Origin of the sequence: Paeniglutamicibacter psychrophenolicus, from assembly GCF_030812255.1 — a bacterium.
GTDB lineage: Bacteria > Actinomycetota > Actinomycetes > Actinomycetales > Micrococcaceae > Paeniglutamicibacter > Paeniglutamicibacter psychrophenolicus_A.
The window spans coordinates 139920-166352 of record NZ_JAUSSH010000007.1 but is presented as its reverse complement, the minus strand read 5'-3'; the positions used below and the strand labels follow the sequence as shown (position 1 = coordinate 166352).

Annotated in this window: 31 protein-coding genes, 6 tRNA genes and 1 riboswitch; of the genes, 15 read left to right on the top strand and 22 right to left on the bottom strand. The window is 65.6% G+C overall.

What is annotated here, in order from left to right; all coding sequences use genetic code 11:
• Positions 1 to 89 precede the first annotated feature (89 nt).
• Both J2T21_RS11865 and J2T21_RS11860 read right to left on the bottom strand, forming a co-directional pair.
• Complete coding sequence (locus tag J2T21_RS11865; RefSeq protein WP_307581569.1) at positions 90 to 1637, bottom strand: APC family permease; 1548 nt, start codon at positions 1635 to 1637, stop codon at positions 90 to 92.
• Positions 1634 to 2668, bottom strand: a complete 1035-nt coding sequence (locus tag J2T21_RS11860; RefSeq protein ID WP_307581568.1) for an agmatine deiminase family protein — start codon at positions 2666 to 2668, stop codon at positions 1634 to 1636. Before J2T21_RS11860 ends, J2T21_RS11865 begins: the two co-directional genes overlap by 4 nt.
• Before the next feature lie 204 nt (positions 2669 to 2872).
• Here J2T21_RS11860 and J2T21_RS11855 point away from each other — a divergent pair, with 204 nt between their 5' ends.
• Complete coding sequence (locus J2T21_RS11855; protein WP_307581567.1) at positions 2873 to 3508, top strand: TetR/AcrR family transcriptional regulator; 636 nt, start codon at positions 2873 to 2875, stop codon at positions 3506 to 3508.
• A gap of 42 nt (positions 3509 to 3550) precedes the next feature.
• Here J2T21_RS11855 and J2T21_RS11850 read toward each other — a convergent pair whose 3' ends face one another.
• The 4 genes from J2T21_RS11850 to J2T21_RS11835 form a co-directional block, all read right to left on the bottom strand.
• Positions 3551 to 4327 (bottom strand): GNAT family N-acetyltransferase, encoded by a 777-nt coding sequence (locus tag J2T21_RS11850; protein WP_307581566.1) that lies wholly within the window; start codon positions 4325 to 4327, stop codon positions 3551 to 3553.
• Entirely contained in the window at positions 4302 to 5072 is a 771-nt protein-coding gene (hisF, locus tag J2T21_RS11845; protein ID WP_307581565.1) for an imidazole glycerol phosphate synthase subunit HisF, read from the bottom strand. The genes J2T21_RS11850 and hisF overlap by 26 nt, the downstream gene beginning before the upstream one ends.
• A 69-nt stretch (positions 5073 to 5141) precedes the next feature.
• On the bottom strand, positions 5142 to 5990 hold the full coding sequence (gene hisG, locus J2T21_RS11840) for an ATP phosphoribosyltransferase (RefSeq protein ID WP_307581564.1): 849 nt from the start codon (positions 5988 to 5990) through the stop codon (positions 5142 to 5144).
• Between the two features lie 109 nt (positions 5991 to 6099).
• Positions 6100 to 6363 carry a phosphoribosyl-ATP diphosphatase gene (locus J2T21_RS11835; protein WP_071213339.1) on the bottom strand — a complete coding sequence of 88 codons (264 nt, stop codon included), beginning with the start codon at positions 6361 to 6363 and terminating at the stop codon, positions 6100 to 6102.
• 154 nt (positions 6364 to 6517) lie between these two features.
• Here J2T21_RS11835 and J2T21_RS11830 point away from each other — a divergent pair, with 154 nt between their 5' ends.
• Positions 6518 to 6937 carry an HIT family protein gene (locus J2T21_RS11830; RefSeq protein WP_307581563.1) on the top strand — a complete coding sequence of 140 codons (420 nt, stop codon included), beginning with the start codon at positions 6518 to 6520 and terminating at the stop codon, positions 6935 to 6937.
• A 34-nt stretch (positions 6938 to 6971) separates the two neighbouring features.
• On the opposite strand, the gene J2T21_RS11825 is transcribed toward J2T21_RS11830, so the two are convergent.
• Positions 6972 to 7223 (bottom strand): hypothetical protein, encoded by a 252-nt coding sequence (locus J2T21_RS11825; protein WP_307581562.1) that lies wholly within the window; start codon positions 7221 to 7223, stop codon positions 6972 to 6974.
• Positions 7224 to 7361: 138 nt separating this feature from the next.
• Here J2T21_RS11825 and J2T21_RS11820 point away from each other — a divergent pair, with 138 nt between their 5' ends.
• Complete coding sequence (locus J2T21_RS11820) at positions 7362 to 7769, top strand: VOC family protein (protein ID WP_307581561.1); 408 nt, start codon at positions 7362 to 7364, stop codon at positions 7767 to 7769.
• A gap of 141 nt (positions 7770 to 7910) precedes the next feature.
• Here J2T21_RS11820 and J2T21_RS11815 read toward each other — a convergent pair whose 3' ends face one another.
• Both J2T21_RS11815 and J2T21_RS11810 read right to left on the bottom strand, forming a co-directional pair.
• On the bottom strand, positions 7911 to 8168 hold the full coding sequence (locus J2T21_RS11815; RefSeq protein ID WP_307581560.1) for a type II toxin-antitoxin system RelE family toxin: 258 nt from the start codon (positions 8166 to 8168) through the stop codon (positions 7911 to 7913).
• A complete protein-coding gene (locus J2T21_RS11810; protein WP_307581559.1) occupies positions 8165 to 8413 on the bottom strand; it encodes a type II toxin-antitoxin system Phd/YefM family antitoxin in 249 nt (82 codons plus the stop codon). Before J2T21_RS11810 ends, J2T21_RS11815 begins: the two co-directional genes overlap by 4 nt.
• A gap of 194 nt (positions 8414 to 8607) precedes the next feature.
• On the opposite strand from J2T21_RS11810, the gene J2T21_RS11805 reads away from it, so the two are divergent.
• Complete coding sequence (locus tag J2T21_RS11805; protein ID WP_307581558.1) at positions 8608 to 9219, top strand: DNA methyltransferase; 612 nt, start codon at positions 8608 to 8610, stop codon at positions 9217 to 9219.
• Positions 9220 to 9406: 187 nt separating this feature from the next.
• Here the strand turns inward: J2T21_RS11805 and J2T21_RS11800 are convergent, their stop codons facing one another.
• Both J2T21_RS11800 and soxR read right to left on the bottom strand, forming a co-directional pair.
• Positions 9407 to 10033, bottom strand: coding sequence for an ATP-binding protein (locus J2T21_RS11800; RefSeq protein WP_307581557.1), 627 nt, complete (start codon positions 10031 to 10033; stop codon positions 9407 to 9409).
• Between the two features lie 127 nt (positions 10034 to 10160).
• The gene (gene soxR, locus J2T21_RS11795; RefSeq protein ID WP_307581556.1) at positions 10161 to 10646 is read right to left on the bottom strand and encodes a redox-sensitive transcriptional activator SoxR; all 486 of its coding nucleotides are present in this window, start codon (positions 10644 to 10646) and stop codon (positions 10161 to 10163) included.
• Positions 10647 to 11005: 359 nt separating this feature from the next.
• Here soxR and J2T21_RS11790 point away from each other — a divergent pair, with 359 nt between their 5' ends.
• Positions 11006 to 11677, top strand: coding sequence for a VOC family protein (locus J2T21_RS11790; RefSeq protein ID WP_307581555.1), 672 nt, complete (start codon positions 11006 to 11008; stop codon positions 11675 to 11677).
• 177 nt (positions 11678 to 11854) lie between these two features.
• A complete protein-coding gene (locus J2T21_RS11785) occupies positions 11855 to 12991 on the top strand; it encodes an NAD(P)/FAD-dependent oxidoreductase (protein WP_307581554.1) in 1137 nt (378 codons plus the stop codon).
• An 89-nt stretch (positions 12992 to 13080) separates the two neighbouring features.
• On the opposite strand, the gene J2T21_RS11780 is transcribed toward J2T21_RS11785, so the two are convergent.
• The 11 genes from J2T21_RS11780 to J2T21_RS11730 all read right to left on the bottom strand — a co-directional run bounded on the left by J2T21_RS11780 (position 13081) and on the right by J2T21_RS11730 (position 23233).
• Positions 13081 to 13560, bottom strand: a complete 480-nt coding sequence (locus J2T21_RS11780) for an SRPBCC domain-containing protein (protein WP_307581553.1) — start codon at positions 13558 to 13560, stop codon at positions 13081 to 13083.
• 442 nt (positions 13561 to 14002) lie between these two features.
• Entirely contained in the window at positions 14003 to 14485 is a 483-nt protein-coding gene (ribH, locus tag J2T21_RS11775; protein WP_307581552.1) for a 6,7-dimethyl-8-ribityllumazine synthase, read from the bottom strand.
• On the bottom strand, positions 14482 to 15765 hold the full coding sequence (gene ribB, locus J2T21_RS11770) for a 3,4-dihydroxy-2-butanone-4-phosphate synthase (protein ID WP_307581551.1): 1284 nt from the start codon (positions 15763 to 15765) through the stop codon (positions 14482 to 14484). The genes ribH and ribB overlap by 4 nt, the downstream gene beginning before the upstream one ends.
• Positions 15762 to 16394 carry a riboflavin synthase gene (locus J2T21_RS11765; RefSeq protein ID WP_307581550.1) on the bottom strand — a complete coding sequence of 211 codons (633 nt, stop codon included), beginning with the start codon at positions 16392 to 16394 and terminating at the stop codon, positions 15762 to 15764. Before J2T21_RS11765 ends, ribB begins: the two co-directional genes overlap by 4 nt.
• Positions 16395 to 16405: 11 nt before the next feature.
• The gene (gene ribD, locus J2T21_RS11760) at positions 16406 to 17458 is read right to left on the bottom strand and encodes a bifunctional diaminohydroxyphosphoribosylaminopyrimidine deaminase/5-amino-6-(5-phosphoribosylamino)uracil reductase RibD (protein WP_307581549.1); all 1053 of its coding nucleotides are present in this window, start codon (positions 17456 to 17458) and stop codon (positions 16406 to 16408) included.
• Positions 17458 to 18159, bottom strand: coding sequence for a nicotinamide riboside transporter PnuC (gene pnuC / locus J2T21_RS11755; RefSeq protein ID WP_307581548.1), 702 nt, complete (start codon positions 18157 to 18159; stop codon positions 17458 to 17460). The genes ribD and pnuC overlap by 1 nt, the downstream gene beginning before the upstream one ends.
• A 156-nt stretch (positions 18160 to 18315) precedes the next feature.
• A riboswitch (FMN riboswitch) is annotated at positions 18316 to 18460 on the bottom strand.
• A 21-nt stretch (positions 18461 to 18481) separates the two neighbouring features.
• Positions 18482 to 19153, bottom strand: a complete 672-nt coding sequence (gene rpe, locus J2T21_RS11750) for a ribulose-phosphate 3-epimerase (protein WP_307581547.1) — start codon at positions 19151 to 19153, stop codon at positions 18482 to 18484.
• Positions 19154 to 19201: 48 nt separating this feature from the next.
• Positions 19202 to 20755, bottom strand: a complete 1554-nt coding sequence (locus tag J2T21_RS11745) for an RsmB/NOP family class I SAM-dependent RNA methyltransferase (protein WP_307581546.1) — start codon at positions 20753 to 20755, stop codon at positions 19202 to 19204.
• Positions 20752 to 21690, bottom strand: a complete 939-nt coding sequence (fmt, locus tag J2T21_RS11740; protein ID WP_307581545.1) for a methionyl-tRNA formyltransferase — start codon at positions 21688 to 21690, stop codon at positions 20752 to 20754. The genes J2T21_RS11745 and fmt overlap by 4 nt, the downstream gene beginning before the upstream one ends.
• Positions 21687 to 22262, bottom strand: coding sequence for a peptide deformylase (gene def / locus J2T21_RS11735; protein WP_307581544.1), 576 nt, complete (start codon positions 22260 to 22262; stop codon positions 21687 to 21689). Before def ends, fmt begins: the two co-directional genes overlap by 4 nt.
• A gap of 119 nt (positions 22263 to 22381) precedes the next feature.
• A complete protein-coding gene (locus tag J2T21_RS11730; RefSeq protein ID WP_307581543.1) occupies positions 22382 to 23233 on the bottom strand; it encodes a cytochrome in 852 nt (283 codons plus the stop codon).
• 211 nt (positions 23234 to 23444) lie between these two features.
• On the opposite strand from J2T21_RS11730, the gene J2T21_RS11725 reads away from it, so the two are divergent.
• The 9 genes from J2T21_RS11725 to J2T21_RS11685 all read left to right on the top strand — a co-directional run bounded on the left by J2T21_RS11725 (position 23445) and on the right by J2T21_RS11685 (position 26386).
• Positions 23445 to 23517 (top strand) — tRNA-Gly (locus J2T21_RS11725).
• A 61-nt stretch (positions 23518 to 23578) separates the two neighbouring features.
• Positions 23579 to 23649: transfer RNA gene (locus J2T21_RS11720), tRNA-Cys, on the top strand.
• A gap of 24 nt (positions 23650 to 23673) precedes the next feature.
• Positions 23674 to 23745 (top strand) — tRNA-Val (locus J2T21_RS11715).
• Between the two features lie 34 nt (positions 23746 to 23779).
• A tRNA-Gly gene (locus J2T21_RS11710) sits at positions 23780 to 23852 on the top strand.
• 159 nt (positions 23853 to 24011) lie between these two features.
• Positions 24012 to 24083 (top strand) — tRNA-Val (locus J2T21_RS11705).
• Positions 24084 to 24116: 33 nt separating this feature from the next.
• A tRNA-Gly gene (locus tag J2T21_RS11700) sits at positions 24117 to 24192 on the top strand.
• Positions 24193 to 24330: 138 nt separating this feature from the next.
• Positions 24331 to 24807, top strand: a complete 477-nt coding sequence (locus tag J2T21_RS11695) for a nuclear transport factor 2 family protein (RefSeq protein WP_307581542.1) — start codon at positions 24331 to 24333, stop codon at positions 24805 to 24807.
• A gap of 49 nt (positions 24808 to 24856) precedes the next feature.
• Positions 24857 to 25084, top strand: coding sequence for an antitoxin (locus tag J2T21_RS11690; RefSeq protein ID WP_083410985.1), 228 nt, complete (start codon positions 24857 to 24859; stop codon positions 25082 to 25084).
• Positions 25085 to 25189: 105 nt separating this feature from the next.
• Positions 25190 to 26386 carry a benzoate/H(+) symporter BenE family transporter gene (locus J2T21_RS11685; RefSeq protein WP_307581541.1) on the top strand — a complete coding sequence of 399 codons (1197 nt, stop codon included), beginning with the start codon at positions 25190 to 25192 and terminating at the stop codon, positions 26384 to 26386.
• Positions 26387 to 26433 lie beyond the last annotated feature (47 nt).

The window sequence follows — 26433 nt, the reverse complement described above, 5'->3', positions numbered from 1 at the left end:
TAACTAATGCTTTCTGGATTTGTCTGTTCGCCCCCATTGGGGGCGAACAGACGGGAATGTATGCGGTGCCGGATCGACCCGGGTGGTGGTTAGACCCGGTCCTTGGCCGAGCCAGGTGCCTTGCGGGGCAGGCTGCGCCCCGAGAAGAACTCCGGACGGCGTGCCGCCGCCCCCACCAAGAACAACGCACCGAGGGCAATGATGCCCACGCCGATCACGAAGACCAGTCCGACCCCGAAGATCTCCGAGCCCGAACCGTACGCCGGGTCCCAGGAATCGACGGCTGTCTGGATGAACACCGCCACCAGCGCGATGCCGCCGAGCAGCGGGGCCAGCAGGCGCAGCGCGAAGTTGCGCACCGAGTCCAGGGCCGTGTGCCTGAAGTACCAGACACAGGCCAGGGCGGTGAGCCCGTAGTAGAAGCAGATCATCATGCCCAACGCCAGGATGGTGTCGTTCAAGACATTGTTGCTCAGCACGCGCATCAGCGCGTAGAAGCCTGCCGAGACGCCTCCGGCGACCACGGTGGCGAAGGCCGGGGACTTGAACCTGTTGATCGACGCGAATTGCTTGGGCAGCGCCCCGTGGTGGGAGATGGCCAGCAGCGAGCGGGCCGGGGAGATCATGGTGGACTGCAGTGACGCTGCGCAGGAAGAGAGCACTGCCAGCGAGAGCAGGACCGCGAACGGCCCCATGACAGGGGTGGCGATGGAGGTGAACACGTTCTCCGCATTCTCCGGATTGCGCAGGCCCAGCCCGCTCTCCCCGATGCCGGCGAACATCAGCATGGCGATCGAGCCGAGCAGGTAGATCGCCAGCACGCCGATGGCCGTGAGCGCGGCGGCGCGGCCGGAGGTCTTCTCACCGTTTTTGGTTTCCTCGTTCATGGTCAGGCACACGTCCCAACCCCAGAACGCAAAGATCGACAGGCTCAACCCCACGGCGAAGGCGGAGAAGGAATCGATGTGCATCGGGTTGAACCAGGAGGCGTCAAAGGCCAGGTGTCCGGGCTGCGCGGCGGCCTTGGTGACGGCCCCGATGGTGAACCAGGCCAGCACGGCCAGCTGGAAACCGACCAGCACGTACTGCACGATGCGGGTGGTGGTCAGCCCGCGGCAGGCGATCCACACCGCGGCACCCACGAACACCAGGCAGGTGGCAACGTTGAGCAGCTTGTTGTTCGCCAGCTCGGCCAGCGCGGGGTTTCCGGTTACCTGGGCCAGGAAGAGGTAGAAGAAGTCAACGGCCACCCCGGCAAGGTTGGAAAGCACGATGATGTTGGCGGCCAGCAGCCCCCATCCTCCCAGCCAGCCCAGCACCGGGCCGAAGGCCTGGGAGACCCAGGTGAAGGTGGTCCCCGAGTCGGGGGTGTCGGCGTTCAGTTCGCGGTAGGCCAGGGCGACCAGGAACATCGGGATGAACCCGATGATGAAGATCGCCGGCAGCTGGGTGCCGATCGCCTGGACCGTGGGACCCAGCGAGGAGGTCAGCACGTAGGCCGGGGCGATGGTGGAGATCCCGATCATGACCGCGGCGAAGAGCCCGAGCTGGCCGGAGGCCAGGCCCTTGGAGCGGACCAGGCCGGTGTCGGAGGACGGGAGGGGCGCCTGGGTACGCCGCGCGGTGGACAGGCTCATGGCTTGCGCACCAATGCCACTGGTTCCTGCTGGGTGATGCAGTGGATGCCGCCGCCGCGGGCGTAGAGCTCCCGGGCATCCACGCCCACGACCTTCCGCCCCGGGTAGGCCGCGGCCAGCACGGCAAGGGCCGCTTCGTCGTTCGGGTCGTCGAAGGTGCAGGCCACCACGCCGTCGTTGATGACCAGGTGGTTGATGTAGCTGTAGTCCACGAAGCCCTCCGCGTCGCGCAGCACGGTGGGGGCCGGGACCTCGATGACGTTGAATTCGCGGCCCTTGGCGTCGGAGGCTCCGTGGAAGGTGGAGATCAGTTCCTGGCAGATCGCATAATCCGGGTGTTCCGGGTTTTGCTGGGAGTGGATGAGCACGGTGCCCGGGGAGGGGATCGTGGCAACGATATCCACGTGGCCGCGGGTGCCGAACTCCTCGGTGTCGCGGGCCAGGCCGCGCGGCAGCCAGTGCACCTTGGTGGCACCCAGCGTGCGGGCGAACTCGGCCTCGACCTCTTCCTTGGTGGTCCCGGGGTTGCGCCCCGGGTCCAGCTGGACCGATTCGGTGGCCAGCACGGTGCCCTCGCCGTCCACGTGGATGGCCCCGCCCTCGTTGACAAGGTTCGAGGCGATGCGCGGCGCCCCGGCCCAGGCGGCCACCGCCGCACCGATCTTTTCGTCCTTGTCCCAGGCCGCCCATCCCTGGGCACCCCAGCCGTTGAAGACCCAGTCGACGGCCGCCAGTTCGCCCGCGGCATTGGTGACGAAGGTGGGGCCGATGTCACGCATCCAGGCATCATTGAGTTCCGCGGTGCGGATCTCGATGCGCTCGTCGAGGTACCGTGCGGCGATGTGGGTGTCTTCCGGGTCCACCACCATGACCACCGGGGCGAACTCCGCCACGGAGTGGGCGACGTTGGCCCAGGTGCTGCGGGCCGCGTGGGCCTCGGATTCGGTCTCCCCGAGGGTGTACCCCTCGTGAGGGAAGGCCATCCACACGCGTTTCTGGGCCGAGGTCTCGGCGGGCATGGTCCAGCTCATGGTGGTTCTCCTGCAAGTGCTTGGTGTGTGACCGATGCTTATCACCGGGCCGGAAGTGGCGCCTGCGGACATCACCGTCACAGTAAACGAATCTAATTCGTTTAATTATGGTGGCTTGGATCACGCGGCGCAAGGGGTAAAACGAATTTGATTCGTTAGACTTGTTGTGCCAGCATTCCCCCGCGATCCCAGGAGCAACACCACATGGCCCGCCCACGCAGCCCCAAGCTATCCGCTCCCGCCATTGCCGATGCGGCGCTCTCCCTGGTGGACAATCACGGCGAGTTCACCATCCCGCAGCTGGCCAAGGCCATGGGAGTCAGCCCCTCCTCGCTCTACAACCACGTCGCGTCCAAGGACGACATCGTGGAAATGATGCGCGGGGCGGCCATGGGCGAGATCGAGCTGCCGGAGCCCGGCGGCGACTGGGTGGACACCTTGCGTCAGATCGCCAAGGGGTACATGCGCTCCTATGCCAAGCACCCTAAACTGATTCCCCTGTTCACGGCGCACACCGTGCGGGACGAGGGGACCTTGCGGGTCTACGACCTGCTGGCCAGGGCCTTCGCGGCCGGCGGCTTCAGCGCGGCGGACTCGCTGGCTGCGATCACCGTGCTGGACTCCTTTGTGCTGGGCTCGGCGCTGGATGCCGCTGCCCCGTCCCAGGTCTGGGAATCCGCCGAGGAGAACTCTGCGGCCCTGAATGCCGCGCTGGAGGCGGGGCTGGCAGTACAGGACAGGGCGTGGATGACCTTCGAGTACGGCCTTGAGCTACTGTTGGCCGGGTTCCAGCTCCAGGGGAATTCCACGCAGCAGGAAGAGCCTTCCAGGACAGCGTGAGAAATCGGGTCCGGATCCGCTCCGTGCCATGACACCGGATCGTCACCGACGGGCGGCGGGCCCCACCCGGTAGTGGTAGCGGGAAACACTTTCAAAGCCCATGGATTCGTAGAGCGCACGGGCCACGAGGTTTGATTCGACGACCTGCAGCCACACTCCCGCCAGTTGCAGCCTAGATGCCTCGACGAGCAGGGCCCGCACCACCGCGCGTCCGTGGCCGCGGGAGCGGAACGCTTCGCGGGTGGCCACGGAATAGATACCGCCCAGGTTCCCGACCAGTGCCAGCCGGGCCACGGCCTCGATGGCGCCGTCGACGGCCAACGAGGCATAGATGGAATCGGTGTTGGCCAGGATGTCGCGGCTGATGCCTTGCTGCGGTGCACCGTGCGGCCCTTCGACCTCCCAGAAGGCATTGAGCCACCCCTCGCTGGGTAGTCCGGACAGCTCGATGCGCGCATCGACGGGAACAGGCGGCTGGTTGCCGGAGTCCTCCAGGGGCAGGTACTGGACCAGGGTGGGCGAATCCAGCAGGTAGCCGCGTTCGGCCAAGAGTGCATCGAGATCCGTCGGCAGGGAGTCCGGGCTGACCTGGAAAACGGCGGGCAGGGCCTTGCCGGCATAGCGGTCCTCGGCCGCTGAGATCGCCGCGGCTACGTCGCACGGCTCCGACAGCGGCAGCACCGAGTTCGCGCGCTTGGTCACGCCACCGGAAAACCGGCACCTCCAGCCGTCAACGGGTTCTTCTGTCAGTGCCTGCCAGCCCCTGGACATGGTTTCGTCCAGGGGCACGGGGTCAGCGGACCGGGAAACCGGCTTCACGGATGGCGTCCTTGACCTGCTTGATCATGTCGTCCGGGCCAAAGTGGAAGATGGAGGCGGCAAGCACCGCATCCGCCCCGGCGGCAATGGCCGGAGGAAAGTGTTCGGGTCCACCGGCGCCGCCCGAGGCGATCAGCGGCACGGTGACAGCCGCGCGCACGGCACGGATCATTTCCAGGTCGAATCCGTCCTTGGTGCCGTCGGCGTCGATCGAGTTCAACAGGATCTCGCCCACGCCGCGCTCGGCCGCTTCCTTGGCCCAGGCCACGGCGCAACGGCCGGTGCCGGTGCGCCCACCGTGGGTGGTCACCTCGAAGCCCGAGGCCACGTCCGGGTTGTCGGTGCGGCGGGCATCAAGGGAGAGCACCAGGACCTGGGAACCAAAGCGCTGGGTGATTTCGTTGATGACCTCGGGGCGGTCGACGGCCGCGGTGTTGATCGAGGCCTTGTCGGCCCCGGCGCGCAGCAGGCGGTCCACGTCCTCGACGGCGCGCACGCCGCCGCCGACGGTCAGCGGGATGAAAATTTCCTCGGCGGTCTTGGCGACCACGTCATAGGTGGTCTCGCGGTTGCCCGAGGAAGCCGTGACGTCGAGGAAGGTGATCTCGTCGGCGCCCGCGGCGTTGTAGCGCTTGGCCAGTTCCACCGGGTCGCCGGCATCACGCAGCCCCTCGAAGTTCACTCCCTTGACGACTCGGCCGTTGTCCACGTCGAGGCATGGGATCACACGGATCGCAACAGTCATGAAGGATCAACTCCTGGAAAAGTAGTGAAGAGCGGTGTTCTTCGAGGGGTACTGCGCTGGGGTGCCTTGCTAGATGCGGCAGGCGTGGATGTTGGTGACAAGGATGGCGCGGGCGCCGATGTTGTACAGCTCATCCATGATGTTGTTGGTGTGGCTCTTCTTGACCATCGCGCGCACGGCGACCCAGTCCGAGTCCTGCAGCGGGGACACCGTCGGGGATTCCAGGCCCGGGGTCAGCCGGGTGGCCTCGTCGACAAGGTCCCGGCGCACGTCGTAGTCGAGCATGACGTAGCGGCGGGCCACCAGCACGCCGGTGAGCCGGCGCTTGAGGACCTCCAGGCCGGCCGGGGTGCGGCCGGTGCGGCCGATGAGCACGGCTTCGGACTTCAGGATGGGGTCCCCGAAGACCTCCATGCCCGCGGCCTTGAGCGTGTTTCCGGTTTCCACCACGTCGGCGATGGCGTCGGCCACGCCCAGGCGGACCGAGGACTCGACGGCGCCGTCGAGGCGGACCACCGAGGCGTCGATGTTGTTCTCGATCAGGTAGCTGCGCAGCAGGGCGTCGTAGCTGGTGGCGATGCGCTTGCCGTTGAGCTCGTTCTGGTGCGTGAAGGAACCGGCGGGGCCGGCGAAGCGGAAGGCGGCGTTGCCGATGCCCAGCGGCAGGACCTCGTCGACGTGGTCGTTGACCTCGGCGTCGAGGTACAGGTCGCGTCCGGTGATGCCGACATCGAGGATGCCGCCGCCGACGTACACGGCGATGTCACGGGGGCGGAGGTAGAAGAACTCCACGTCGTTGTCGGGGTCGACCATGACCAGTTCGCGGTTGTCGCGGCGCTGGACGTATCCGGCCTCCAACAACATGGTCGAGGCGATTTCGGACAGGGCTCCCTTGTTGGGAAGTGCTACTCGCAGCATGGTGCGTTTCTCGTTTCAGGCTCTGGGGGGGTGTTACGGCATGAGGACAACAAATGGGTGTTTGTTGGCCGCCGCGGCACGGGAAAAGGACGTCTCCCGAATGCGGCGGCTAGAGATGCTTGTAAACGTCCTGCAGAGTCAGGCCCTTGGCGATCATCATCACCTGCAGGTGATAGAGCAGCTGGGAGATTTCTTCGGCGGCGGCCTCGTCGGATTCGTATTCGGCAGCCATCCACACTTCGGCGGCTTCCTCCACGACCTTCTTTCCGATGCCATGCACGCCAGAATCCAGTTCGGCGATGGTACGCGAACCTTCGGGGCGGGTCTTGGCCTTCTCGGAGAGTTCGGCGAAGAGGGTGTCAAAAGTTTTCACATGGTCAGGATATCTTGGCCCGTTGAAAGCATTCACAACCGCGCCCCCATTGTGACGAAGGACTCCCCGCGACGGGCCAACATGACGCGGCCACGACCCGGGACACGCGCTTGCGCCTCGATCCGGCACCTGGCCACGGACTATGCTCACCTTCATGGATGAGAAGTGCGTTTTTTGCGAGATCGCCTCCGGCAACGTCGAGGGGCACGTGGTGGCATCGAATGCGCATTGCGTTGCCTTCCTTGACGCGGCACCCATCAATGCCGGGCACACCCTGGTGGTTCCCCGGAAGCATGTGCGCGACATCCACGGCCTGGATGTGGCGACGTCCGCGGCGATGTTCGATCTCGCCCGCCGCGTTGCCGATTCCCTGCGTGATTCCCCGCTGCCATGCGAGGGCATCAACCTGTTGATGTCCAACGGTGAAGTTGCCGAGCAATCGGTGTTCCATGCACACCTGCATGTCATTCCGCGCGTGGAGAACGACGGGTTCGGATTCGTCGAGGCACCAGCAACCAGGCCCACCGCGGACGAGTTGGCCGCCACGGCACGGTTGCTGCGCCCCGGCCGGTAAGAATCGCGGTGAGACGTTCCAGCGGCGATCCGGTTCAGTGGCTTGGCTTGGCGCCATGTCCCCTGTCCACGACCAACATCGCCGCCCCAACGAGCAACCCGGCAACAAAGCCCAGCAGTGCCGCTGGAATGCCGATTTCAAGCACGGCGAACCAAGCTGTGGGTGGATAGACGCTCAGTCCGACGAGCAAGCCAACCACTCCGCCCAGCAGACCACACCACATGGCGCCCAGAAGGGCGTAGGCCAATGGTTTTGGCAGGTTCCGCGACGCCTTGAGGAATCCCATGACTCCAGCATGAACCTGTCGAGGGCCACGTGCAACGGACGCGAAGCGCGCGACGTCTTGCTGTCCGACCGAGGCTCGCGCGGCCCTCCCTTGGGCAACCTTGCGGGGCTATGCTCGAGTGGGAAAGAGGAGGAAGCCATGCCCGATTTCGGCACGCCATCGCACATCGACCTGTCGGTTTCAGATGCCGAGTCCAGCGCCCGGTGGTATTGCGACGTGCTCGGCCTGCGGCGCGTGCGCCGTGCCGACTTCGAGAACCGCATCATGATCGTGCTGGTGCATCTTGCCACCGGGCTGGTCATCGGACTCAACCAGCACGCCTCGGTGCCCGTGGCCCGGTTCGATGACCGCAACGTCGGGCTGGACCACATCGGGTTCAGCGTCGCCGAACGGGCGGACCTGGACGCCTGGGAAGAACAGCTCACCGCGCTTGGTGTCGTGCACTCCCCCGCCCAGGACACCTCCAACGGCGCGGCCTTGGTGTTCCGCGATCCGGACAACATCCAGCTCGAGTTCTGGTGGACGCGGCCGCGCCGGATCTCCTGAACGTGCCGAGGGGGACCGACACGGCGGCAGGCAGTGTTGTCGATTTCGTCCAAGGCGCCTGTATTGCGAGCGGTTGTCCTCAGTGGGAACCCCGCACCGGTCCACCAGAAGTAGCTGGAACGCGGATCAGCCTGTGGGCACTCAACGTTCGTAGACATTGCGGCGATGACCGAGTGTGATCACCGCGACAACAAGGATGTTGTCATCGACCGTGTAAATGATGCGGTAGTCCCCCACACGAACACGAAGGCCGGGCCGCCCCTGGAGCGCCCTAGCGCCCGGCGGCCGCGGCTCCTCACCCAAGAGGACGATCGCACCCCGAATGCGGTCGCGATCCCGCTGGTCAACTCGCTTCAACGCACGAATTGCGGCAGGACGCAGCTCAACCCGGTAGGTCACGCCCAGCCCAGATCGATCTTCACCTGAGCCCAAGGAACATTGGGGCCTTCCTCGGCCATCGCCTCATCGAAGGCGGCGACATCTTCAGCATCTTCGAGTGCTTCGAGTAACCGCTCATAGAACGAGGGGCTAATAACAACAGCGGCACGCTTTCCGCGGCGTTCAATGAACACTGCCTCTTTCTGGGAGCGAGCGATCACGTCTGAAAAGTTGTTCCGGGCATCTGCAACACTGACATTTGTCATAAACCCAGTGTACAACTCACATATGGAGATGTACATGAACGTCGTCCCCCGGCGGGTACACTTCGCATGATGAAGGACTTGAAAAAGATTTGATCGAGAGTACGCCCCACACATCCCCGTTGGATGCGCAACTGGCCGCAACGCATGACACGTTCGTGGCCGAGCGACCGCCGGGCGCCGACGAAGATGTGCACATGGTCTCGGCAATTGTGGACCACATCATTGAACGGTGCAGCGAGCCCGGCGACCTGGTTTTTGACCCGTTCGCGGGTTTCGGCACCACCCTCTTCCGGGCCATCGCACTGGGGCGGGAAGCCCTCGGCATCGAACTGCTGCCCGAGCGCGTGGACTACCTGCACGAAAGGGTGTCCGGCGCCCACATCATCGAGGGAGACGCCAGGGAACTGCTGCGCCTCGTCCGCGGCGCCGAATCGCCCCTGCCCGACGCAGACATCAACCTCATCGTCGCGTCTCCCCCATATATGACGGCGGAAAACCACGAACCCGACCCGCTGAGCGCCTACGAGAAAAATGACGGAGACTACGACCGCTACCTGGCCGAGCTCGGCCTCGTCGCGGCCCAATGCGCGCGGGTCATAGTGCCCGGTGGCTTCGTGGTGTGGAACCTGGCAGACATCCACCACATGGACCTCACCACCCACTTGATCCGCGACTGCAAACGCGCGCTTGGACAGCACCTCACCCTTGTGGGCACCACGGAGATTCTCTGGGATCGCTACCCACACGATTTGGTCGCCGACGCCTTGCTCGTTTTCCAGCGGCCTGCCGTTGCACGGCACATGTAGTCACACCAGGCCTTCTCCCGCTCCGCCCCGGACCGCCTTGCATTCATGTCTCAATCATGGCTGGACGCCGGCGTCGCGGATCGGTACTGGCTGGTACCCGTTCAGTTCGATGTCGACAACGAGCCACCCTGCGGGAAATGCGCTTCGGCCTGCGGCGACGTCGGGTCGGCCGTTGCCGATCGTGCCTTCAAGACCGACAATCTCGAACCTCAACGGAGAGAACCGGAGCGAAAGCCTCGCTCAAGGTTTCGAGCTCGGATACCGAAATCTTGACGTTGGGCGCGAAGGATGGGACGGGCAGGAAGTGCACCGTGGTTCCGGTCGTCCCGTTGTCCGTCAACGAGATCAGCTCGGTCACGGGAATTCCCCGTTCGTACCGCTGGGTCCATGAACCGCGTGTGCGCCGATTGGTGTGGACCAGCCAAGTGCTCAAAGCTGCAACCACGGACATGCCTCGGCGAGGTTGCCCGTCGGGCAGCAACGGTGCGTCGGCGGAATCGAAGAACCTGAGATCCTTCGTGGCCATGACCGGCTTCCTGATGGCGCGACCATGAGTATCCTGCCGGGTGTCGGTTCCCCGCCCGTTGTCAGCCACGGAAATCGAACCGTCCGGATGCAGCGTGATCAGTGCCGAGCCGCCACCTTGGTCCGAGGCCTCGTCCGCTGGATAGGCAAGCACCTCAAGGACCAAATGCAAGTCTCGGTTGCGTGATTCGAAAGTCGGGTCGCGCCGGATTCCTTCCAGATGGTCAACGTCGACCTCCATGGCCCAGTCATGGGTGGTGTTCCGCCATATCCCTGGTTCCCTGGACATGGGAAGATTCTCACACACAGTTGGCCTCTTTGCCACGATCAATGGATCGATTCGAGCCGACTGCATGACGAGCCTCCTACGAGCCGCCCCCGGGATTCGTCATTGCCATGGCAGCAACGAACGGTGTTCAGCCGCGCGCTTCCTCCCCGTCGTTGCCTTCCAGGCTCCTGCGAACCCACCGCGAACCCGGGCCCTCTGCTGCCGCTTCGTCTTGGGGATTGAAGAGACTGCATTTCTTGAGGGAGAGGCAACCGCAGCCGATGCAGTCGTCGAGTGACCCTTGGAGCTTTTCCAGCTGGCGGGTACGTCGTGCCACCAACAGCGCCCAATGCGTGCTGAGCTGATGCCAATCGTCCTGGGTCGGGGCCTTGTCCGAGGGGAGTTCGGCCAGCGCTTCTGCAATCTCGGCCAAGGTAAGGCCCACGCGTTGTCCGGCGGCAATGACGGCAAGCCGCCGCAGGGTGTAGCGGCGAAAGACACGCTTGTTGCCGGCGGTACGTTCAGAGGTGATCAGGTTGCGGGACTCGTAGTACCGCACGGCGGGTACCGACAAACCTGCCCGGCTCGCGATTTCGCCGATCGGCAGCAGGCTTCTGGGTATGGCGGGGGTCATCTGCCCATGCTCGCACGCCACCGGCTTGACCTCAAGCTAGCTTTACCTAGTTCCATGGTGCCTACGCCCACGAACCCAAGGAAACCCATGACTGCCACTGTGATCCACACCGAAGGCCAAGCCGCCGCCGGGCACCGGGAACAAGCATCGGAGCCTTTGGCCATCTCCGCCCGTGAACAACGCCGAAAATTGAGGCTGCTGGGGAAACAGCTCCGCGAGGGAGCAGCACCACACCGAAGCGCGAGCATCCCGCGGCCACACGAATCACCCCGGATCCTTTTGGCCGGAAGTTTTGGCTCGAGAATCTTTTGACCCGAAGGCATCCCGTAGCGCCCCCTCCCAGCGAAGGCATCCCAGAAATGAAAATCCCCAGCGTCTCCCTCACCGTCCGCAACGTCCCTCAAGCAGTGGAGTTCTACCGCGACATCCTGCTGTTACCGGTCGAAACGACTCCCGCCGGCGCGGAGGTCGCCATCGGTTCAAGCCGTCTCATGCTGAGTGCCGGGGATGCCTTTGACGGTGTCCACCACCTCGCCTTTGGAATCCTGCCATCGGAGTTTGATGTGGCCCACGCATCGCTGGCCCGACGCGTTCCGCTGCTGCCGGCCGGTGGCTCTGAGGTCATCCTCGGCTCGGATGAATGGAAATCCCGTTCCCGGTATTGCCTGGGTCCCGAAGGCATCATCCTGGAGTTCATCGCCCGCGACGCCGATGCCTCCACCACGACCGGCAAGGGCGAAATGCCGCAGCTGTTGTCCATCAGTGAAGTCGGGATAGGCGTCGAGGACGTGCCGGCCACCGTGGCGACCTTGTCCGAGAAGTTGGCCATCCCCCAATACTTCGACTGTTCCAGCACCTTCGCCTCGATGGGCAGCCATGACGGTCTGCTGATCGTTGTGCAACGCGACCGGCTCTGGTTCCCCAACAAGTTGTCTCGGCCGGCCCGCGGGCCCCTCACGATCCAGATCGAATCACCGGCGGGGAACGCCCGGGTCGATTTCGGCCCGAACATCTCCATAGTCAGCCGATAGCACTTCGGCCCCTGCTTCGTGTCTACCAGAGCGGGGCCGTGCCGAAGGGACGTGAACGAACGATCCGTTCCCGGGCCGAGCAGGTTCCTTTGATTCAGCCTGCCGGCGCCTTGACCACGGCACCGGTCGGCCATACCGTCGGAGACAGCTCGTCACCTCACAAATGGAGTTGGTCGCATGTCTACGCAGGTCTTGGTTCTGGGTGCCGGTTTCGGCGGGCTCGAGGTGGCGGCGGGGCTTTCGGAACGCTTCGGTGCCGACATCGAGGTCACCCTCATCGACCGCAGCGAGCACTTCATGTTCGGCTTTTCCAAGCTCGATGTCATGTTCGGCAGGCTCACCGAGGCGGAAGCCAGCCACCCCTACAGCCAGCTCGACAAGCCCGGCGTGAAGCATGTGCGAGCCGCCATCGTGTCCATCGATCCGGTGGCCAAGCGCGTGGAGACGGACTCCGGTTCCTTCGAGGCGGATTACCTGGTGGTGGCCCTGGGCGCGGACCTCGACCCGTCGGCGACACCCGGACTCCTGGAGTGTGGCCATGAGTATTACAGCGTTGCCGGCGCGCTGGCCGCGCGCCAGGCGCTGAACGACTTCGACGGCGGCCGGGTGGTCATCGGCGTCACCTCAACACCGTTCAAGTGCCCGCCGGCACCCAGCGAGACGGCATTCCTGGTGCATGACCTGCTGGTCTCCCGTGGGCTGCGGGAGCGCTCGGAAATCGCCCTGGTGATGCCGCTGCGCACTCCCGTGCCGCCGGTGCCGGCGGCTTCCGAGGCACTGATTGCGGCCTTTGCCGAGCGTGGCATCGCTTGGCATCCCCAGAAGGTGATCGAACGGCTGGAACCGGCGAGCAGGGAGCTGGTGATGGACGACGGCACCACCATGCCCTTCGACCTGTTCCTCGGGGTGCCCAGGCACGTGGTCCCGCAGGTGGTTGCCGAATCTGGAATGGCTGTCGAGGGCTGGATCCCCGTGGATCCGCTGACCCTTCAAACTTCCTATCCGGACGTGTTCGCCATCGGGGATGTCACCAGCGTCGGGACCCCCAAGGCCGGGATCTTCGCCGAGGGGCAGGGTGTCGTGGTGGTTGACGCCATTGCCGCACGCATCAACCGGTCCGCCGGAACGCTTGGCTACGACGGCAACGGCGTCTGCTATGTCGCCTTCGGCCCGCATCGTGCGGCCCGCCTGAACATCACCTTTGCCGCAGGTGCCCGGCCCCACGGCAGCTACGATGCGGCAAGCGAGACTATCGCGCAAGAGAAGAAGGACTACGGGATATCCCGCCTGCGCCGCTGGTTCGGTGGGGAATGAGTTTTTCAACCACCCCTCGAACGAAAAAATTTGTGTTCCGTTCCGGGAACCCGGGCAGACGGACCGGAAGGCTGCTTACAGCCACGAAGTCAGTGTCGGAAAACGGCCAGTTGAGCGAGGGCAATTCCGTGGCCGTTGCGGTTGCCCTCGATCATCGCCGCCCCCACGAATGACGTCACCTGGACCGTGAGATCTAGCCGCGTTTCATGCCCTGCTGGAACGAAACTCCATGTCAATAGGGCCGCGGAAAGCGGGGTCCCCCCGGAATGGACCATATCGGTATGGACGAGGAGTTGACCTGGAACGATCTTGAGGTATTCGACGCGGCCGTCGAAGTTCATATTGCCCTTTGGCCCGCACCGATATCCGTCACGACCGCCGACGAAGAATTGTGACTGGTCATAGACCATTTGGTCGCCCTCCGGCACACTCCACGCAGCACGCAACGACGCATCGGCAAAGGCATCCCAGAGCTCGAAGGGTGAAGTCGGCATTGTCGCGGAGAACGTGAGGGTCGCGTGAACCGGGCGGGTGCTGTCATCGGTTTGAGCAGGGACGGCACTCTTCATGATTCAGTACCCCCGTGGACGCAAGAACAATCGATTCCTACTCGCCACGCTATCAAGGACAGATGCAACCGTCACGGAACGCATCGATTCCCTGGTGCCCGAACGGCCCACGAGCCGTTGGTTCCTCCCCAAGCGCAGTCGATGTTGAGGTCCATTCAGGGGTGTTCGGTTGCCTGCGCATGGGACAACTTCGCCACAGTGCCGTCGAACCGATGCAACAGGCGCCGGCGTGCTTCTTGGGCGACCGCGCGACTCATGGATAAGCCACATGTCAGGGAAGACTCGACGGAAAACTTTGCCTGGCAAGGCTGCCATTTATGTGGTCTCGAACGAGAGTCGGGATGCTCCCGTGCCCCGGGCACGGCGATGCCCGCTCCCCCGGCGGGGCTGCTCCCGCCATGCGGGTGCCGGAGAAGCGGGCTGCGGTGCCAGGCCAGCGGCCTTAGCGGCGGGTCAGCGCCAGGGCTGTCTGCAGACCGGCGCTCATGGCTTCGTAGCCCTTGTCCTCGACGGAGCCTTCCAGGCCCGCACGGGCGATGGCCTGCTCCTCGGTGTCGCAGGTCAGCACGCCGAAGCCGACCGGCACGCCGGTGCGCACGGACACATCGGTCAGGCCCATGGTGGCGCCCTGGCAGACGAAGTCGAAGTGCGGGGTGCCGCCACGGATGACGACACCCAGCGCGATGACGGTGTCGTAGGAGTGGGCCAGGCGCGAAGCGGCCACCGGAAGCTCGAAGGTGCCCGGCACGCGGATGACCTCGGGGGTCTGGATCCCGGCGTCGGCGGCGGCGCGCAGGGCACCGTCCACCAGTCCGTCCATGATCTGGGTGTGCCAGCTGGCCGCGACGATGACCGCGCGCATGCCGGCCTCGCCCGCCGCTGCCAGTTCGTTTGCTCCGACGAGGGGTGCTCCGTGTCCGCTCATGATTTCACTCCTGGGTTGGTGTTTTCGGTGGTTGGCAATTGCAGTGAATGGTTCATCAGGTTTTGCTTGGTGCGCAGGTACTCAAGGTTTTCGGGCCGTGCCGCCACCCGGGTGGGGACGCGCTCGGTGACGGCAATACCGGCGCTCTCCAGCCATTCTTCCTTCAACGGGTTGTTGGTGATCAGCCGGACGCGGCGAATTGACAGCGCGTGCAGGATGGCCGCTGCCGCATCGTAGTTCCGGGCGTCGACCGGCAGGCCCAGCTGCTCGTTGGCGGCCACGGTGTTGGCACCGCCGTCCTGCAGCGCGTAGGCGCGGATCTTGTTGGCCAGCCCGATGCCGCGGCCCTCGTGGCCGCGAAGGTAGACCAGCACCCCGCCAAATTCGTTGATGGCCTCGAGTCCGGCGGCCAGCTGTTCGCCGCAATCGCAGCGGTAGGATCCGAAGACGTCCCCGGTGAGGCATTCGGAGTGCACGCGCACCAGCGGTTCGAGCGGCATGGTGCCGTCCGGGCCGGTGGCGCTGAGCGAAAGATGCTCATTGCCGCTGCTTCGTTCGCGCCAGGCGCGGACCATGAACTCCCCGTGCGGGGTGGGGACCCTGACTTCGGGCCCGCCCTGCACGGCCGCCGCGCTGGTGCCCACGGCCGGCTCTGCGTCGGAGGTGGCGCGCCAGGCGGCCAGGTCCTCGATGCTGACCAGCGGGAGGTTCCACAAATCGGCGAACTCGCGCAACGCAGGAAGGCGCATCATCGATCCGTCGTCGTGCACCAGCTCGGCGATGACCCCGACCGGTTCCAGGCCGGCGGCCTTGCACAAGTCGACGCTGGCCTCGGTGTGCCCGCGGCGCACCAGCACCCCGCCGGCGACGGCACGCAGCGGGAAGATGTGGCCCGGGCGGGTGATCAGTTCCGGTCCGGAGGCCGGATCGGCCAGGATGCGGGAGGTCAGGGCGCGGTCGGCGGCGCTGATGCCGGTGCTGACCCCGTGTGCCGCGTCGCAGGAGACCGTGTAGGCGGTGCCCTTGGCGTCCTGGTTGTCTTCCACCATGGGCGGCAGGCCCATGGCGTCGGCGCGGTCCGAATCCATCGGGGTGCAGACCACACCGGAGCTGTGGCGGATGGTCCAGCCCATCAGTTCGGGGGTGGCGAACTCGGCGGCGAAGATGATGTCGCCCTCGTTCTCGCGGTCGGCGTCGTCGACCACCACGACGGCCTGGCCGGCGGCCATGGCGCTGATGGCCGCGTCGATGGAATCCAGGCGGATGGGATCGGTGCTCATGATGCGCTGCTTTCGGTGGTGTTGAAGGAGGCCAGGCGCTCTGCGTACTTGGCCATGACGTCGACCTCGAGGTTGACCGCGGAGCCGGGCACGCGTTGGCCCAGGGTGGTTTCGCGCAGGGTCGTGGGGATGATCCCGACCTCGAACCACTGCTGGTTCGCGCTGGCCGCCGAGACCTCGGTGACGGTCAGCGAGATGCCGTCGATGGCGATGGAACCCTTCTTGGCCACGTACCGGGCCAATTCGAAGGGGATGGAGAAGCGGAAGCGGTCCCAGGCCCCGAGGGACTCGTGCTCGAGCAGGTGCCCGACGCCGTCGACGTGGCCCTGGACGACGTGGCCGTCCAGCCGCCCGCCGGCCTGCACGCAGCGTTCCAGGTTGATGCCCTCGCCCTGGGCCAGGGCGCCGATGGTGGTGTGGCGCAGGGTCTCGCCCATGACATCCAGGGACAGGGTGTCCCCGGCGATGGAGGTTGCGGTCAGGCAGACGCCGTTGACGGCGAGGGACCCGCCCAGTTCCAGGTTCTCGGTGTGGTTCGGCGCACTGATGCGCAGGATGACCGAGTCGGTTTCCGGGGAGGATTCAATGGCTTCGATGCGGCCCATGCCGCTGATGATTCCGGTGAACATGTGTTGGTTCCTTAGAGTGTGCCGGTGCCCGTTGGCATGGGTTCAAGGTGGGTAAGGGTGTCGGGGCCCAGGATGCGCACGGCCTCGCCGTCGACGGGATCGAGGCGGAAGGCCCGGGCCGCCGAGAGGGTCTCGATGCCCAGCTCCCCGACGGAGCCGCGGCCCGCGCCCAGGAAGATGGGTGCCTGGTAGAGGAAGATCTCATCGACCAGGTCGGCGGCCAGGAATGCGGTGGCGATCGAGGCCCCGCCCTCGAGCAGCACGTGGTCGATGCTGCGGGAGGCAATCAGCGCCAGGACCTGGTGGGGGTCGCGGGTGCGGACCTGTTCCCAGTTCCCGTCGGCCCTCAGTGCCGCGTCGGCGGGGATGTCGCGCAGGCCCATGACGATGCGCCGGGGCTGGTGCTCGAAGGGTTCGCCGTGTTCGTTGCGGGCGTTGAGGCGCGGATTGTCGGCCAGCACGGTGCCGGTGCCCACCACGATGGCGCCGACGCGGGCGCGCACCTCGTGGGCGTGCAGCAGCGAGCGCGGGGAGGTGATCCATTGGCTGGTGCCGTCCGCCGCAGCGATCCGGCCGTCCAACGTCTGGGCCAGGTGCAAGGTGGTGAAGGGCCGTTGCGCGGCCCGGGCGGCGAACCAGCGGTGGTTCAGCTCGGTGGCTTCGGTTTCCAGCAGCCCCTGGCTGACCTCGACCCCGGCCGCCCGCAGCGTTGCCGCTCCCCCGCCGGAGTCCTTGCCGCCGTCGGTGACGGCGAATACGACGTTGCCGATGCCGGCATCGACGATGGCCCGCGAGCAGGGCCCGGTGCGGCCGGTGTGGTTGCACGGTTCGAGGGTCACCACCATGGTGGCGGCGTGAGCCGCGGCCGGGTCGAGGGGACCCAGGCGGTTCAGGGCGTCGGCCTCGGCGTGCGGGGTGCCTGCGCCACGGTGGTAGCCGGTGGCCAGGATCGTGCCTTCGGCATCGACGATGACGGCGCCGACCAGCGGGTTCGCACCCCGGGTGCCGCGGCGGGCCAGTTCCAGGGAAAGCCGCATGGCTGCGGTTGCGCGTGAGGATTCCATCAGAGACTCACCTTCACCGTGGGATCGGGCATTTCGGTCTCGATGCTGGGTTTGGAGTCGTTCTTGGCCTTCCACCAGATGAAGAACCCGACCAGCGTGAAGCAGCCGTAGAACAGGTACATGAAGGCGCTGGCGTAGTAACCGGCGCTGAAGAGCAGCGGCACCCCGACCACGTCGACGATGACCCAGATCAGCCAGAACTCGACCAGGCCCTTGGCCATGCCGTAGGTGGCCAGGAGCGATCCGACGAAGGTCCAGGCATCCGCCCACACCGGTTCATAGGATCCCAGGGCCCCGAAAATGGGGGTCAGCGCCACGGTGCCCACGACCATGACCACGGCCAGGGAAATGCGTTCGGTGCCGGTGGCCCAGCGCGGGGTCACGGCGCTGCCGCCGGATTCCCGGCTCGACTTCCAGCGCTGCCAGCCATAGAAGGACACGGCGATGAACATGATTTGGCGTCCGGCCTGGCCCAGCAGGTTTGCCGTCTGGTCGTGGCCGAAGATGCTGCCGAGGAATACCGTCAGCAGCAGCAGGTTGCCGATGATGCCCACCGGCCAGGCCCAGACCTTGCGGCGGATGCCGCCCAGGGCGGAGGCAAGTCCGAAGACGTTGCCCACCACTTCGCGGACAAGCAGCGCGCTGCTGCCCACCGTGATGTAGGAATTGAAAGCTTCAATGAGCCACCGCAGAAAATCCATCGTCCTCCTGTCAAGCCGCGATGGCTCCGGGGGTTCTATACGACGGTTCCACCTTCATGGCCGAGCCGTTGGGCAAGGGCCGCGGGTTCCTGGGAAACCGTTTGGGGTTTCCCTGGTCCTGCCCTTGCGCACCGGCGAGGGCGCAGGTTTTGCGTGTACGTGCTTCTCCCATCCAGACTTTAACTGTCGGTACCGGAATTTCACCAGTTCAACCAGGCCGTGGGATCCCCGCAGGGATCTTGTGGCTTGGGTCGCGGACTATAACCGCCGGTTCGGACTTACACCGACCCCGGAGCACGTTGTGTAGTTGTAGCTCTTAGTATTACACGGAAACCGGTGTGGCGGCTGCGAGGTTTCGTAATGTGACCACCGCTTCGGCGGGATCCGCCGTCCCGTACACCGAGGATCCGGCCACGAAGACATCGGCGCCGGCCTCGGCCGCACGCAGGATCGTTTCGCGGGTGACCCCGCCGTCGACCTGCAGGGCGATCGGCAGCCCGGTGCCGTCGATGGCCTTGCGCGCCCGGCGGATCTTGGGCAGGACCAGGTCCAGGAACGCCTGGCCGCCGAACCCCGGCTCCACCGTCATCAGCAGCACCATGTCCAGCTCCGGGAGCATGTCCAGGTACGGCTCGATGGGAGTTGCCGGGCGCAGCGCCATGGCGGAGCGCGAACCGGCGGCCCGCAGGTCCCGGGCCAGCTTGACCGGTGCGGCGGAGGCCTCGGCGTGGAAGGTCACCGAGGCCGCACCGGCCTCGGCGTAGCCCGGCCCCCAGCGGTCCACGTCGCTGATCATCAGGTGCACATCCAGCGGCAGCTCGCTGACCTCGGCCAGCCGCGCGACCACCGGCAGGCCGATGGTCAGGTTGGGCACGAAGTGGTTGTCCATGACATCGACGTGCACCGCGTCGGCGGTGTGGATCCGGGTGAGTTCGCGCTCCAGGTTGGTGAAGTCCGCGGAAAGGATCGACGGGTTGATCTGGCAGGTACGCATGTGCTTTTCTGGCTCCTGTCGGGGGCGCGGCGGCGGTGCGCCGGGTGGCTAGGCGGTGCGGGTGAACAGCGCCATGAACATGGCATCGGTGCGGTGGATGTGCGGCCACAGCTGGATGGTGCTGCCCTCGCCCACGGGACGCGCCGCGGAGGCCAATCCCGGCAGCGCGGCGGATTCGAGCGCGGCCCCGGTGTCCAGCAGCTTCGCGTTCTTGTTCCGGGACAGCAGGTCATCGACCACGGCCACGGTCTCGGCCGGGTGCGGCGAGCAGGTCACGTAGGCGACCACCCCGCCCACGCGCACGGCGGAAAGCGCCGCATCGAGCAGCTCGCCCTGCAGCACGGTGAGTTCGGCAACGTCCTTCGGGGTCTTGCGCCAACGCGATTCGGGGCGGCGGCGCAGCGCGCCCAGGCCCGAGCATGGTGCATCGACCATGACCCGGTCGTATCCACCGGAGTATTCGGCCTCGCCGTATTCCCGTCCGTCACGGACCGAGATCATCCAGGTGTCGGGGTCGATGGCCACCAGGGCCTTGGAAACCAGCTCGGCACGGTGCTGGGCCGGTTCGTTGGCGGTGAGCTTCGCTCCGTGCCCGGCGGCCAGTGCGGCCAGCAGCGCGGCCTTGCCGCCGGGGCCGGCGCACAAATCCAGCCAGTAGGTGTCCTCCCCGCCCTCGGGCAGCGAAACCTGCGCCAGGGCGCGGGCGACCAACTGGGAGCCGGCGTCCTGCACGCGGGTGCTGCCTTCGCGCACGGAGCCCAGGCGGGCGATGTCCCCGCCCTGGTAGTAGGCCGAATCGGCCACCAGGGTTCCGGGTTCCGCGCCGGCGTCCAGCGCCTCGTCCAGCGAGCCGATGCCGGGCAGGGCCACCAGGTTCACCACGGGCGCCAGGTTGTCGGCGATGAGCAGCTCGGTGATCTCGGAGGCGTCGCGCCCGTGGGCGACCAGTGCCTGGCGCAGCGCCCGCACGATCCATTCGGGGTGCGAGTGGACCAGCGCGGCGGCGGCGTTTTCGTCGGCGATCCCGGCGACCAGCTCCTCGCTCCAGGTGTCCAGGTCCTTGAGCGAGACCTTGCGCAGCACCGCGTTGATCAGCCCGGAGGCGCCGGCGCCAATGACCATGCGGGCCAGGGAGACGGTTTCGTCCAGCGCTGCGTGGTTGGGCACGCGCATGGCCAGCAGCTGGTGGGCTCCCAGGCGCAGCGCGTCGAGCACGGCGGGGTCCAGCTCGTCCAGCGGGCGGTCGACGCAGCGGGCCAGGATCGCGTCGTACAGGCCCTGTCCGCGCAGCGCGCCGTAGGTCAGTTCGGTGGCGAATCCGGCGTCGCGGCGGTCCAGGTGGTGCTCGCGGATCCGGGCAGGGAGCACCAGGTTGGCGTAGGCGTCGTGTTCTGCCACGGCGCGCAGGACCTCGAAGGCGGTCAGCCGGGCCTGGTCGGCACGGCGGTTGCGGGCCGAGGGCGCGGAGGCGCTGAACTTGCGTGGCCCGGTTCCCCCGCGGTTGCGGGTGCGGCCGGCATCGTCGCGGCGTTCCTGGCCACCGCCGCGGTTGGTTTCGTTGCGTCGCGGACGGTCGGAACGTCCCTGCCCGAATTCGCTCATGCGAATTTCACCTCATCCACGGTTCCGGACGCGAGAATCCCTCGCGCCCAATCTGCTGCATTCATCATTTTCTTGCCCGGTGGTTGCACCAGGGCCAGTTCCACGCCGTGCGAGCCGGTGCCCACCACGACACGCGGCTGCTTGCCGCCGGTGATCTGCACCTGGCCGGGCGACAGGGAGTCAACGTCGGCGGCCGGGGAGACCGGGCCGATCTTGAACCGCTGCCCGTCCAGCTCGGTCCAGGCGCCGGGATCGGGGGTGGTGCCGTTGATCCGCCGGCGGATCGCCAACGCCGGGGCGCTCCAGTCGATCTTGCCGTCAACCAGGGTGAGCTTGTGCGCGTAGCTGGATTCGCCCCGCTGCGGCACGCCCACCACGGCTCCGCTGTCCAGGCCCGAGAGCGTCTGGGACAGCAGCACCGATCCGGAGACCGCGAGCCTGCCAAGCAGGTCCCCGGCGGTGTCGGCAGGGTCGATTGCCTCGGTCAACGTGCCGAAGACCGGGCCGGTGTCCAGGCCCTTTTCCAGCTGGAAGGTCACGGCTCCGGTGATGTCGTCCCCGGCCATGATCGAGTGCTGCACCGGGGCGGCTCCGCGCCAGGCCGGGAGCAGCGAGAAGTGCAGGTTGACCCAGCCCAGGCGGGGAATGCCCAGCGCCTTTTCGGGGACCAGCCCGCCATAGGCCACGATCGCGGCGATGTCGGCCTCCAGCGCGGCGATGCGCTGCTGGGTTGTCTCGTCAATGCGGTTGGCGTGGATGATCTCGATGCCCAGCTCGGCGGCCCGGGCGGCGACCGGGGACGGGGTCATCACGCGCTTGCGCCCCACCGGGGCGTCCTCGCGGGTGAGCACGGCCACGACGTCGAAGCCGTCGTTCACCAGCTGGTCAAGGGAGGCCACGGCGACCTGCGGGGTGCCGGCGAACAGGACCCTCATGACGGGTTCCCGAAGCTTGCACCGGCGCCGAAGCTGGAGCCCAGGGCCGAGCTTCGCTTGGTCACGGTGCTTGCCGCAACCTGGTTGTAGCTGGAGTCGCGAAGCCTGCGGAAGGCGTCCTTCTTCAGCTCGCCCTCAAGCCGGTCGATGTACAGGATTCCGTCCAGGTGGTCGGTCTCGTGCTGCAGGCAGCGGGCCAGGAATCCCTCGCCCTCCACCACCACGGGGTTTCCGTCCACGTCGACCCCGGTGGCGCGGGTCCATTGGCGGCGGCGCACCGGGTAGCCCAGGCCCGGGATCGACAGGCAGCCCTCGACCACGTCGTCCTGGAAGTCCTCGCCGAGCTCAAGCACCGGGTTGACCATGTGCCCGCGCTTTCCGGCGATCTGGTAGGTGAAGACCCGCAGCGAGACGCCGACCTGGGGTGCGGCGAGGCCTGCACCTTCGACGTTTTCCATGGTTTCGTCCATGTCTGCCACGAGCTTGCGCAACTCCGGCCCGAATTCAGTGACCTCGTCTGCGCGGGTCCTGAGGATCGGGTCGCCAACAATGCGAATGCCTAAGACGGCCATGCGGTCGCATCTCCCTTCGGCCGGCGGGGTTCCGGCAATGTGCTGTGGATGGTTGGGGCGTGCGCGACCGAATCCACAAGGTGCGCGCCGGTCCCCCGCTGAACAGTCTACCGACAGGGCTACTTCGCAGGCGGCGGGGGCGGGCCCACTTCGTGCAGCGCGATCCCGGCATTGCTGACTTTTTGGGTGGCTCCCCAGACCTGTCGCAAGGACCAGAACTTCGACCAGTACGCGGGCAGGACGTCCGGATTGGCCATCACCGTCTGCACCTCTGTCTGGCCAATGGCCACGCCCAAGAGCATGGGGTCCTGTGAGTATTTCCACGGTTCCCAGGTCCCGGCGGCGGGATCAACGACCATTTCCTCGGCCTTGGCGCCGGCCGCCAGCTGCATGACGACCTTCGGATCCAGCGGCTTGACCCGCCCGTCCCGGCCGGTACCCCGGGTCTTGTAGTCGATCAGGCACAGCCGCCGGCCGATGGTGGCGACCAGGTCCAGTGTGCCGGCGTAGCCGACGCTGGAGTTCCACACGGTGACTTCCGCGGCCAGGGGCTGCACCTGGTAGGTGTCCCACCAGTCGTCGAAGCGGCCGGCGAAGCCCTCCTCGCCGTTGGTCGACAAGGCTTCGCGCGCTTCGGCCGCCTGGTGCGGCTTGCCCATGGCCCGCAGGGCTATCTGTTCGCAGTACTGGTGCACGCGGTCGCCACGGGCCGCGGCACCATCCCGGTAGTCGGCGGCGGCATTGGAAGCCTGACGCGCCAGGGCCTTGAGCTTGGCGGAGTTGCCGACGGCCTCCCCCAGCCGGGGGTCCTGCACCACGGCGGTGGCGGCCATGTGACCTATCCAACCATCCAGGCTCATTTTTTCCTGTCCGATGACGGTCGTGATGGAGGGAACCTCCGGAAGGTCGCCGATTTTTCTGGCATACATGCGCCCAAAATCCGTTTGCTGGGCCAGCGCTGGGGAAGTCATAGGGAAGATTTTTCCACGCTCCGGCGACGTTTCGTCGGTTGCCGACTTTTCCGGGCCAGTCCGAAACCCCGGGATCACAAGGATCTTCGCTGAAAGTCGGGCCTGGAATGCGCCGATTTGGAACTTTAGGGAAACGTCGTATAGAGTTTTTACTCGTTGGAACGCAGCCAAACGGAACGGAAACATTCCAGGCGGATTGCGCTTCTTTCATGTGGACATAGCTCAGCTGGTAGAGCGCGACCTTGCCAAGGTCGAGGTCGCGAGTTCGAACCTCGTTGTCCACTCGCATTAGATTCACCGGATCGGCTTGCCGATCAAACCAAACGGTTATTTCCGATTGGTTATGGTGGGGTGGCCGAGAGGCGAGGCACCGGCCTGCAAAGCCGTTTACGCGGGTTCGAATCCCGTCCCCACCTCGTAGTAACATGATGCAGCAGTATGGGCGATTGGCGCAGCGGTAGCGCGCTTCCCTGACACGGAAGAGGTCACTGGTTCGATCCCAGTATCGCCCACGAAGAACCCGCACCTAGTGCGTCGGTTTTTCACGTGGACATAGCTCAGCTGGTAGAGCGCGACCTTGCCAAGGTCGAGGTCGCGAGTTCGAACCTCGTTGTCCACTCTGAAGAAATGGACCTCAATTCCATGGAAGAGGGGTCCATATTTCTTTGAGTCTTCCGAAAGGAAGGCACCGCAGTACCGGAATGAAAATGACGGCGGATCTGGCACTTGTTCTTCGGAACGAAGATCCACGCTATAGTTCAGGTGCAGTACCCATCACGGGCGATTGGCGCAGCGGTAGCGCGCTTCCCTGACACGGAAGAGGTCACTGGTTCGATCCCAGTATCGCCCACGACGATCTATACTGTTAGTATTGATTGCCAATGTGGACATAGCTCAGCTGGTAGAGCGCAACCTTGCCAAGGTTGAGGTCGCGAGTTCGAACCTCGTTGTCCACTCCAATTCGTAGGTCGCGTGGTTTTCCAAACCACGCGACCTACGTGTTTAACCACGATTTCACCTGCCATACTTTGAGTTGCCCTGCCGTTCCGGGCCGAAATTTTCGCGCGACCGGTTGTCGATGCCAGAAGGAAACCCAAATGCAGGCTTTCGAGGCTGCCCAACGTTGGGCGAATACATGGGCCAGCGCCTGGCCGCGCAAAGACGTGGAAGCGATCGTCAACCTTCAGGCTGACGAAGGTGAACACTGGGCGTCGATGTTCCAGCCATTTCATGGACGCAGCGGCCTGCGCAGCTACTTGGTTGAATGCTTCGCTGAAGAGACCAAACCCGCGAAAACCTGGTTCGCCGATCCGGTGGTTGAGGGAGGCACCGCGTCTGTTGAGTACTGGGTCGTCATATACATCAGGGACCAACCCACAACGGTGTCGGGATGCACGGTCCTGGCATTCGATGAGTTTGGATTGGTGAAAGTCGCACGCGACTATTCGGATGCCCTAGAGGGGCACCATGCGCCCGATCCAAGCGTTCGCGCACTGATCGGACGTGGTCAGCACGAATATCTTCAAAAAGTCACACAAATGCCCTTGAAACGCCATCGACTCGGCATAGGATGACTCACAGACGGGGGCTTTCCTGGCCCCCACGATTGAGAGGAGGTGCCTTTTGTCTATTTTTGACGAGCTGAAGGGCAAGGCCGAAGGACTGAAGGACAAGGCGGCCGGGTTGATTCACGAAAACTCGGGCAAAATCGGTGAGGCCATCGATAACGCCGGCGACTTCATCGACGAAAAGACCGGCGGCAAGTTCGCCGAGCACGTCGACAAGGTTCAGGACGGCGCAAAGGGCCTCCTCAACAAGGATGAAGGCGACGGCGGTACACCTACCGTCTAGGTTCCAGCCTGGTTCACTAGGTCATTTGCCCTAGGCACGACAAACGGGTGCCGGTACCGCCGTGAGGCGGGACCGGCACCTGTCGTTTGCACGGAAAGATACACATTGAGACCCACAGCACCACCCCGCCTTTCGACCAAGACCTCGCCTGCGCAACCGATCATGGCGGGACTGGTGACGGCCTTGGTCGGTTACACCTCTTCGTTTGCCGTCGTGCTCACCGGGCTCAAGGCCGTCGGCGCCACCGACGCCCAAGCGGCGTCGGGGCTCTTCGCCCTGACCATAGCCCTGGCCATATGTGCCGTGGGCTTGGCCTGGTTCACCAAACGACCGATCACCACCGCGTGGTCTACCCCCGGAGCAGCATTGCTCGCCGGGGCTGCCACCGTGAACTTCGGGTGGGACCAAGCCGTCGGGGCCTTCCTCATGACGGGGGTGCTGATTGCCGCAACCGGCGCCATCCCCTGGCTGGGCAGGTTGCTGGCAGCCATCCCGGTTTCCCTTGCCCAGGCCATGCTGGCCGGTGTGCTGCTCAAGCTCTGCCTGGCTCCCTTCGTGGCGCTGTCCACCATCCCGCTGTATGTCGCGCCGGTCATCGTGGTCTGGCTCGTGTTCCTGCGCCTGAGCCCCCGCTGGGCCGTGCCCGCGGCCATGGCCGCGGCCCTGGGCATCGCCGGGTTCTCCATGGCGCAAGCCGGGGCCACCGGTGTCATGGGCGAGTTGCTGCCCACGCTCCAGTTCACGGCACCGGCATTCAGCCTCGAGGCATTCACGGCCATCACGTTGCCACTGTTCGTGGTCACCATGGCTTCGCAGAATGTGCCCGGCGTGGCAGTGCTGGCCAGCTTCGATTTTCAAACCCCGTGGCGGGCCTCGATGCTCTCCACCGGCATCGGCAGCGCAGCCGCTGCAGTCTTTGGCGGGCACGCCATCAACCTCGCCGCGATTTCCGCGGCCCTGGCCGCCGGGGATGAGGCCGGGGAGGACCGAGCCAGGCGCTGGATCGCCGCGGTGTCATCCGGCGGGTTCTACATCGTGCTGGGCCTGGCCTCGGCCGCGATCACCGCGCTGGCCACCGCGAGCCCGGAGGGGCTGCTGGAAGCCGCAGCAGGCCTGGCGCTGCTGGGCACCCTGGGAGCCTCCGCATCCTCGGCGCTGTCGGATCCGACGAGCCGGATGAGTTCCCTGGTGGCCTTCCTGATTGCCGGTTCGGGCCTGAGCTTCGCCGGGATCGGCGGGGCCTTCTGGGCACTGCTTGCCGGGTTGGCCCTGCGCCTGCTGATCGAGCGCAAACGCCACTGACACCCCCGGTCCCCGGGCGTGAAAAAGGCAGTGCCCCGCTCCCGCTC